The sequence below is a fragment of the Streptomyces bohaiensis genome (assembly GCF_012033785.1).
Taxonomy (GTDB): Bacteria; Actinomycetota; Actinomycetes; order Streptomycetales; family Streptomycetaceae; genus Streptomyces; species Streptomyces bohaiensis.
The window spans coordinates 1-7,862 of record NZ_JAAVJC010000218.1; the positions used below are offsets into that span (position 1 = coordinate 1).

Sequence of the window (7,862 nt, forward strand, 5' to 3'; positions counted from 1 at the left end):
GTGGACCACGGTGTTGTCCCGTGCCTGCCAGTCGGCCTGGCGGCCGAGGCGGTCGCGCCGCGCGGTCGTCGCCCACACCGTCGTCTCGGTCGGGCCGTACAGGTCCCACACCTGCGCCCCGCCGCGCCGCCGCCTCCCATCAGCGCACCTCGTCCCAGGAGCACACCATGACCACAGCGCTCACCCCCGTCGCACCCGCGGCGGCCCCGACCGCGCCGATCCGGAGTGCGGGGGCGACCGCCCCCGGGCTGCCCGACCTGCCGCCCCCCGCCGACACCGCGGTGTTCGACCGCGGTGAGTCGCGGGTCCGCCTGTACTGCCGCACCTTCCCCGTCGTCCTCCGACGTGCCAAGGGCGCGCGGCTCTTCGCCGAGGACGGCCGGGTCTTCACGGACTTCTTCTGCGGCGCCGGGTCGTTGAACTACGGCCACAACAACGACGGTCTCAAGGCGGCGCTCGCCGCCTACGTGGCCGCGGACGGCGTGGCACACGGCCTGGACATGTACACCGTCGCCAAGCGGGAGTTCCTGACCGCGTTCCGCACCCACGTCCTGGAGCCCCGCGGCCTGGAGTACACCGCGCAGTTCCCCGGCCCCACCGGCACCGACGCGGTGGAGGCGGCCCTGAAGGTCGCGCGGAAGGCCACCGGACGCAGCGGGGTCATCGCGTTCTCCGGCGGGTTCCACGGAATGTCCCGCGGCTCGCTGGCGGTGACCGGCAACGGCCGCGCCCGCCGGGCGGGCGGGGTGCACGGGCAGGACCCGGTGACCTTCGTTCCCTTCGAGGACGGCCCGGGCGGGGCGTTCGACTCGGTGGGGCTGATCGAGCGCCTGCTCGACGACCCCTCCTCAGGGGTCGAGACACCCGCCGCCGTGATCGTCGAGCCGGTGCAGATGGAGGGCGGTGTGCGTCCGGCCTCGGCGGCCTGGCTGCGGAGGCTGCGCGAGGCGACGGAGCGGCGCGGCATCCTGCTGATCTGCGACGAGATCCAGTCGGGCTGCGGTCGCACCGGCGACTTCTTCGCCTTCGAGGAGGCCGGGATCGTGCCGGACGTGGTGACCGTCTCCAAGTCGCTCAGCGGCTACGGACTCCCGATGTCGCTGACGCTGTTCCGTCCCGAACTGGACGTGTGGGAGCCGGGCGAGCACACCGGCACCTTCCGCGGCAACCAGCTGGCGTTCGTCACGGCGACGGCAGCGGCCGGACTGTGGTCGGACGAGGCGTTCCACCGCTCCCGGGCGGAGACCGCCCGCGCGCTCGCGGAGTTCGGCGCCGAGGTGGCGGACCGCGAGCCCGCGATCCGCGTCCGGGGCCGCGGCGCGGTGCTCGGCATCGACCTCGCGGCGAGCGGCGGCGGCGCACGGGCCGCGCACGTCCAGCGGTACGCCTTCGACCACGGACTGATCGTCGAACTCGCCGGACGCGAGGACGAGGTCCTGAAGGTCATGCCCCCGCTGACGATCGACCCGGCCGAACTGGCCGACGGCATCGGCGTCCTGCGCGCCGCACTGCTGAACCGGATCTGAGAGAGAGAAGGGGACCATGCTTCAGGCAACGCAGTCACGGCCCGCGGGGGCGCTCTTCGACCGGCCCGGATACGTCCGGCCCCGGCCGGAGCGGCGCCATCTCATCTCGATCGACGACCTCTCCGGCGCCGAGCTGCGCCACCTGGCGGCGCGCGGAGCGGAGTTCGCCTCCGGGGCCGAGGCCGACGGCCTGCGGGGCCAGGTCGTGGGAGTGCTGTTCCGCAAGACCTCCACCCGCACCCGCACCGCGTTCTCCGCCGGCGCGCTGCGGCTGGGCGGCGGAGTGGTGACCTACGGCCCGGGCGACCTGCAGGAGAACACCGGCGAGGAGGTGTCCGACACCGCCGCCGTCCTCTCGCGGGTGCTGGACGTCCTGGTGGCGCGGACCGCGGGGCCGGAGAGCGAGCTGCGGGCGTACGCGGCGCAGCGGCGCATGGCGGTGGTGAACGCGATGAGCGCCACCGAGCACCCGACGCAGGCGCTGGCGGACCTCACGACGCTGCTGCGGCGGTTCGGCCGGATCGAGGACCTGCACGTGGTCTACGTGGGCGAGGGGAACAACACCGCCACCGCCCTGACGCTGGCGCTGGCGCGCTTCCGCGGGGTTCGACTGACGCTGCGGACCCCGCCGGGGTACGGGGTGCCGGCCGAGTACCTGGAGCGGGCCGCGGTGTACACCGCGCGCAGCGGCGCGGTGGTCGAGCAGCGCCACGACATGGCGGAGCTGCCCGAGGCCGACGTGGTGTACACGACGCGCTGGCAGACGACGGGGACGGCCAAGCCGAGCGCGGACTGGCGGGAGGTGTTCGCGCCGTTCCAGGTGCGCGAGGAGACGCTGACCGCCACCGGCGGCCCGGTGTTCATGCACGACCTGCCGGCCCACCGCGGCGAGGAGGTCACCGGCGGTGTGCTGGACGGGCCCGCCTCGATCGCCTTCGACCAGGCGGAGAACAAGTTCCACAGCGCACGCGCCGTCCTGGAGTGGTGCGCCGACCCGACCACCGAGAGGTACTGAGCCATGAGCGCGGAAGATCGTCAGGACATCAGGCTTCCGGGTGGTCGGTGGCGGTTGTGGGAGCAGTTCTCGTTGCGTGGTCCGGGTTTCCCCGTGGACGGCGTGAAAGAACTCGCACCCGAAGAACTCGCCCTCCACGCAGAGAAGTTCGACCACACCCACCCCCTGACCGGACCCGACTGGGACACCTTCGAGACCACCTTCGCCGACACCGCCGCGCAGACCGCCCGCAAACTCCAGACCTTCGCCGCCACCGACGACTTCACCACCGCCCTCGCCTGGCAGAACCGCACCGTCCTACGCACCGGCATCCGCCCCTTCCTCGACCGCACCCCCACCCCCACCAACCGCTCCTCCATGCCCCGCCAACGCGAAGAACTCGTCGCCCACTACCGCCAACGCTTCTGCGTCAAGAACGACACCATCGGCTTCTTCGGCCCCGTCGGCTGGGGCACCATCAACCCCACCACCACCGGCATCCACACCCACCACGGAACCGGCCTCACCGACCACACCACCACCTTCTTCTCCAGCTGGTCCATCGACGCCCTCGCCAAAACCCTCACCACCCACCCCGGCCTCATGGACTGGATCCCCCCACGCCGCACCCCCTTCGCCCGCATCACCCACCACCACGACCACACCACCGTCACCATCCCCGGACGACCCCCCAAAACCGTCCCACCCCACCTCACCCCCCTCCTCACCCACATCAACGGCACCACCACCCCCCACCAACTCGCCGAAACCACCCACACCCCCCTCGACCACACCCGCCAACACCTCACCGAACTCGCCCGACACCGCTGGATCACCTGGCGCCTCGACATCCCCTCCGGACCCCACCCCGAACAACAACTCCGCACCATCCTCAACCGCATCAACGACCCCCACCTCCGCAACCACGCCCTCACCCACCTCAACACCCTCGAAGACCAACGCACCACCGTCCACAACGCCGACCGCAACCCCCACCACCTCACCCAAGCCCTCCACACCCTCGAAACCCACTTCACCGACATCACCCACACCGCATCCCAACGCAACAAAAGCACCCGCACCGCACCCAACCGCTCCCTCCTCTACACCGACACCCGCCGCTCCACCACCGCCACCATCGGCCACACCATCCTCGACGCGATGGCCCCCCTCGGCCCGCTCCTGGACAGCGCGGCCTGGCTGATGGCCGAGTTGGCGACCGTCGTGCGGCGGGAGGCGGACGAGGTCTTCGACCAGCTCGCGGCCTCGGTCGACGGCGAGGTCGACCTCGGAGCGTTCTGGCTGGCGTGCATGCCGGTGCTGCACGGCGGCGCGCGGAGCGCGGCCGAGGAGGTCGCGGCGGAGTTCCGCCGGCGGTGGGCGCACCTGCTGCCGCTCCCGACCGGGGCCCGGCGGGTCCGGATCGACGGGAGCGACCTGGCCGCGGGTGTCGCGGCCGAGTTCCCCGCGGCAGCCCCCGGTTGGACGGCGGCGCGGTACGTCAGCCCGGACGTCCTGGTCGTCGCCGACAGCACCGGCGCCGTGGCCCGCGGCGACTTCTCCCTCGTCCTCGGCGAGATGCACCTGGCGACCAACACGATGGCGGCCTCACTCTTCGTCAGCCAGCATCCGGACCCCGCCGAGCTGTTCACCCTCACCGACCGGGACCACCCGGCCCCCAGGCTGTTGCCGATGCTGCCCAAGGAGCACTCCTCCCGGCTCTCGGTGCGGGTGCAGAACGTGCTGGTGCGGCCCGAGGACTACTTGGTGGCGCTGCGCGACCAGACGGCCGACCCCTACCGGCCGCGGACGGTCCTCAGCGCCGACGCCTCGGTGGTGCGGCGTGGCGGCCGGCTGCTCACGGTGCTGCCCGACGGGGCGGAGTTCGACGTCCTCGACGTCTTCGGCCATGTGCTGACGACCCTCGCCATGGACCTGTTCCGCCTCTTCCCCGACGCGGACCACGTGCCGCGGGTGACGATCGACCGGATGACCGTCCAGCGCGAGTCCTGGCGCTTCACCGGCGACGACCTCGACTTCGCCGACGAGAAGAACGAAGCCCGCCGCTGGATACGCGCCCGCAACTGGCGCACCCGACACGACCTCCCCCGCTACGCCTTCATCGTCTCCCCCACCGAACCCCGCCCCTTCTACGTCGACTTCGAAGCCCCCGTCTACATCAACATCCTCGCCAAAGCCGCACGACGCCTCGCACGCAACAACCCCGGCGCCACCCTCACCCTCACCGAAATGCTCCCCACACCCGACCAGACCTGGCTCACCGACGAACACCACAACACCTACACCTCCGAACTCCGCTTCGTCGCCGTCGACCAGGAGCACGTCCAGGGAGGTGTCCCCTCGTGGTGAGGTTCCTGGACGACATCCGGGAGCACGCGGAGCGGCGGCCGACGGCGGTGGCGCTGCGGACACCGGACGGGCCCGTGAGCTACGGGCGGTTCGTCGAGCGGGTGGAACGGCTGGCGCGCGCCCTCGCTGCGCGCGGGGTGGGGCCGGAGCGGGTGTGCGCGATCGCGCTGGACCCGGGCGCGGACAGCGTGGTGGCGGTCGCCGCGGTGCTCCGGGCGGGCGGCGCCTTCCTGACGCTGGACCTGACGCAACCCGCCCAGCGGCTGGCCGCAGCCGTCGAGAGCGGCGGTGCCGAGATGCTGCTGACCCGCGGCGCCGTCGCCCGTCGGGGCGCGCTGCCCGCCCCGGGGCCGGTCCTGGACCTGGACGACCTCACGGCGGAGGCCGAGGCGGAGACGGTGCACGAGGCGGCCGGCGGCCCGGCAGCCGCCTGGTGGCCCGAGGTGCCGGGGTCCGCCCTCGCCTACGTCAGCCACACCTCCGGGAGCACCGGAACTCCCAACGCGGTGCTGATCGAACGCGCCGGGCTCGACTCGTATCTGCGGTTCGTGGCGCGTGACTACGCGATGGGCGACTGGAGCGTCGCGCTGCAGGTGGCTCCGGCCGGATACGACGCCTCCATCCGCGACACCTTCGCGCCGCTGGTCGCCGGCGGCACCCTGGTGCTGACCGACCGGGCCTCACTGCTGCGGGCGGACGACTTCCTCTCCACGGTGGAGCGGAACGGCGTCAACACCCTGCTGAGTGTCACGCCGTCGTTCCTGACCTTCCTCTCCCAGCAGGACGACGCCGCCGAACGGCTGCGGGGGCTGCGACTGGTGGTGTGCAGCGGGGAGTCGCTGCTGCCGTTCCTGACCTCCGGGGCGAGGAAGCTGCTGCCGGGCGTGCTCGTCAACCAGTACGGCCCCACCGAGTGCACCATGACCGCCACCCGGCACCGGGTGGCGGAGGAACCCGAGGTCGGCGCCGACGTGGTGGGCGCCGCCATCGACGGGATGTCGGCCCGGCTGGCCTCCCCGGACGGCGTGACGGTCGCGGCGGGGCAGGTCGGCGAGATCGTCCTCGGCGGAGTGGGAGTGGCACGCGGCTACCGCGGCAATCCGGTCCTCACCGCCGACCGGTTCCGGCCCGACCCGCTCGGGCCGCCGGGCTCGCGGGAGTACCGCACCGGCGACCTGGGCCGGTTGCGGCCCGACGGCACGCTGGAGTACCTGGGCCGTTCGGACCGGCAGATCAAGATCCGCGGCTACCGCGTCGACCCGTCCGAGGTCGAGGGCGCGCTGCTCACCCATCCCCGGATCACCGGCGCCGTGGTGACCGCCGACGCGGACGACCGCGGCCGGGTCTTCCTCAGCGCCCACCTCACGGGGGCGTCGCCCCAGGAGGTGACCGACGCCGAGCTGCGCCGGCACCTCGCGGAGACGCTGCCCGCGCACATGATGCCCCGGCGGTTCCACCGCATCGGACGGGTCCCCACCACCACCACCGGCAAGGCCGACCGGTCCGCGCTCCGCGCGGGGGCGAGCGGGGCGGGGACGTGACCGCGCCCCCGGCGGAGCTGCCGCCGGTTCCGGTGCCGGAACCGGCCGACGTCGCGCGGGCCGCCCAGCGGCTGCGGGGGTTGGTCCGCCGCACCCCGCTGCTGCCGGTACCGGGCGTGCCGGGCCTGTTGCTGAAGGCCGAACACCTCCAGCTCGGGGGCTCCTTCAAAGCCCGCGGCGCCGCGAACGCGATCGCCGCCGGCGCGGCCGACTCCGTGGTGACCGGCTCCTCGGGCAACCACGGCATCGCCCTCGCGACGCTGGCCCTCCCCCGCGGCCTGAGCACCACGGTGGTGATGGCGGAGGGCGCCTCACCGCTGAAGGCAGACCGCGTCCGGGAGCTGGGGGCGGACGTCGTGACGGTCGCCGGCGGCGTCGCCGACCGCGAACGGCACGCCCGGCTGCTGGCGGCACGCACCGGAGCGCTGCTGGTGCCGTCGTCCGACGACCCCCGCGTCGTCGCCGGCCAGGGGACCGTCGCCCTGGAGGTCCTCCACGACCTGCCATCGCTGGAGCTGCTGTTCGTGCCGACGGGCGGCGGCGGGCTGCTGGCGGGGTGCTGCCTCGCCGCCGAGCTCGTCGGCCGCCGCCGACCGGTGCGGATCATCGGCGTCGAGCCGATGGACGCCCGCCGCTACGCCCTGTCGTTGGCCGCCGGGCACCCGGTGCAGGTACCACCGTCCCGCACCGTGGCCGACGGGCTGCGGGGACAGCGGCCGGGAGCGGTGACGTTCCCGGTGGTGCGGCGCCGGACCGACGAGCTGATCGCGGTCGAGGACGACGAGATCCTCGCCGCGACGGAACTGCTGCACCGCGGCGGCGTCCCCGCCGAGCCGAGCGGCGCGGTGGCCCTGGCCGGGGCGCTGCGTCGCGGCTTCCACGGCCGGGCCGCGGTCGTCGTCTCCGGCGGCAACATCTCCTTCGCTGCTCTTCCCGCCCGGGGCGCACCCGCCGCCGCGGGCGCCCTGTCCTCCCCGTCCCTCGGGGTGACCGGCGAGACCGCCGTCCACCCGTCCACCGAACCGAACCTCTGGAGCGCACGATGACGACGCAGCAGACCGCCACTCCCGCCGCGGTGACCACCGCCGAGCTGACCGAGCTGATCACCTCGGTCTACCGCGAGGCGCTGCAGGACGAAGGGCTCGACGAGACGAGCGACTTCTTCGAGTGCGGCGGCGACTCGCTGGCCGCCTTTCAGATCACCGGCCGCATCGAGCGCGAGGTGGGCGGCGAGGTCCCGGTGGCCCTGGTGTTCGCCTACCCGACCCCGGTGGAGCTGGCCGAGGCGGTCGCCGAGGAGCTGGGCGACGGGGACGAGCGGACCGATGGCTGAGGGCATCGCACCGCAGGCCGGCGCGGCCGCCGGCACCGCCGGGGGGACGGCGCCGGCAGGCGTCGCCCCCTCGGGCGGCGGCGACCGGGGCGGCACCC

General features: G+C 73.6%; 6 protein-coding genes. All 6 read left to right on the forward strand.

Going from position 1 to position 7,862, the window contains the following annotated elements; translation table 11 throughout:
* Positions 1-167 precede the first annotated feature (167 nt).
* The 6 genes from HCN52_RS18950 to HCN52_RS18975 are packed head-to-tail and all read left to right on the forward strand — an operon-like array spanning position 168 to position 7,764.
* Complete coding sequence (locus HCN52_RS18950; protein WP_168089658.1) at positions 168-1,526, forward strand: diaminobutyrate--2-oxoglutarate transaminase; 1,359 nt, start codon at positions 168-170, stop codon at positions 1,524-1,526.
* Positions 1,527-1,542: 16 nt separating this feature from the next.
* Positions 1,543-2,541, forward strand: coding sequence for an ornithine carbamoyltransferase (locus HCN52_RS18955; RefSeq protein WP_168089659.1), 999 nt, complete (start codon positions 1,543-1,545; stop codon positions 2,539-2,541).
* Positions 2,542-2,544: 3 nt separating this feature from the next.
* Complete coding sequence (locus tag HCN52_RS18960; protein ID WP_168089660.1) at positions 2,545-4,890, forward strand: lantibiotic dehydratase; 2,346 nt, start codon at positions 2,545-2,547, stop codon at positions 4,888-4,890.
* Positions 4,884-6,431 carry an amino acid adenylation domain-containing protein gene (locus tag HCN52_RS18965; protein WP_168089661.1) on the forward strand — a complete coding sequence of 516 codons (1,548 nt, stop codon included), beginning with the start codon at positions 4,884-4,886 and terminating at the stop codon, positions 6,429-6,431. The genes HCN52_RS18960 and HCN52_RS18965 overlap by 7 nt, the downstream gene beginning before the upstream one ends.
* Positions 6,428-7,477, forward strand: a complete 1,050-nt coding sequence (locus HCN52_RS18970; protein WP_312876778.1) for a threonine ammonia-lyase — start codon at positions 6,428-6,430, stop codon at positions 7,475-7,477. The genes HCN52_RS18965 and HCN52_RS18970 overlap by 4 nt, the downstream gene beginning before the upstream one ends.
* Positions 7,474-7,764 (forward strand): acyl carrier protein, encoded by a 291-nt coding sequence (locus tag HCN52_RS18975; protein WP_167974725.1) that lies wholly within the window; start codon positions 7,474-7,476, stop codon positions 7,762-7,764. The genes HCN52_RS18970 and HCN52_RS18975 overlap by 4 nt, the downstream gene beginning before the upstream one ends.
* Positions 7,765-7,862 lie beyond the last annotated feature (98 nt).